This window comes from Trinickia sp. Y13, from assembly GCF_029522115.1.
Lineage (GTDB): Bacteria > Pseudomonadota > Gammaproteobacteria > Burkholderiales > Burkholderiaceae > Trinickia.
Window position 1 is genome coordinate 1 of sequence record NZ_JAKWFK010000046.1, and the last position, 810, is coordinate 810.

1 protein-coding gene and 3 tRNA genes are annotated in these 810 nt (G+C 58.8%); all 4 read right to left on the reverse strand.

What is annotated here, in order from left to right; translation table 11 throughout:
- Window positions 1-148: GTP-binding protein (locus tag MMB74_RS27280; RefSeq protein ID WP_238272018.1), on the reverse strand; the 148-nt coding region annotated here is incomplete at its 3' end.
- A gap of 62 nt (window positions 149-210) precedes the next feature.
- A tRNA-Thr gene (locus MMB74_RS27285) sits at window positions 211-285 on the reverse strand.
- 15 nt (window positions 286-300) lie between these two features.
- A tRNA-Gly gene (locus MMB74_RS27290) sits at window positions 301-374 on the reverse strand.
- Window positions 375-417: 43 nt separating this feature from the next.
- Window positions 418-503, reverse strand: a tRNA-Tyr gene (locus tag MMB74_RS27295).
- Window positions 504-810 lie beyond the last annotated feature (307 nt).

The window sequence follows — 810 nt, forward strand, 5'->3', positions numbered from 1 at the left end:
TCTGGTCGTACGCCTTCGCCTCGCCGCCGAACTTCGCCGTCAGCACCGTCGTGATCGCCGCCGTCAGCGTCGTCTTGCCATGATCCACGTGACCGATCGTGCCGACGTTCACGTGCGGCTTGGTCCGCTCAAACTTACCCTTGGCCATTTTCGACTCCTAAGAGGATTTTCCGTATGTTGCGCCGCACGCAAACAATCAATGACAGCTACTGGTGCCCATGGGCAGGATCGAACTGCCGACCTCTCCCTTACCAAGGGAGTGCTCTACCACTGAGCCACATGGGCAGTACTTCTTGGCTATGGAGCGGGTGAAGGGAATCGAACCCTCGTCGTAAGCTTGGAAGGCTTCTGCTCTACCATTGAGCTACACCCGCTCGGGCTTTCGCGATTCCCTGCCGCACCACGGCATGCATATTCTGGTGGAGGAGGTTGGATTCGAACCAACGTAGGCGTAAGCCAACAGATTTACAGTCTGCCCCCTTTAGCCACTCGGGCACCCCTCCGCAGAGAACGGTCGATTATGAAGACTAAGCTGCGCTGTGTCAAGAGACTAGCGCGCGCCTCACAAAGCGACGCTCTCACTTATAGTGAGCGTACGCGGACGGGCGGAGGCGGGGAACGATCGGATCGGCGCCACGCTGCGCGGCCGTCGAGCGCTAGCGGCCCGAGGGTGAGTTTTTTGGGGGAATAAAAGCACAAACCCCCGCTAGCGCGGTTCGCTAACGGGGGTTTGGTACAGAGGAGGAGCCTGACGATTACCTACTTTCACACGGGAATCCGCACTATCATCGGCGTGGAGTCGTTTCACGG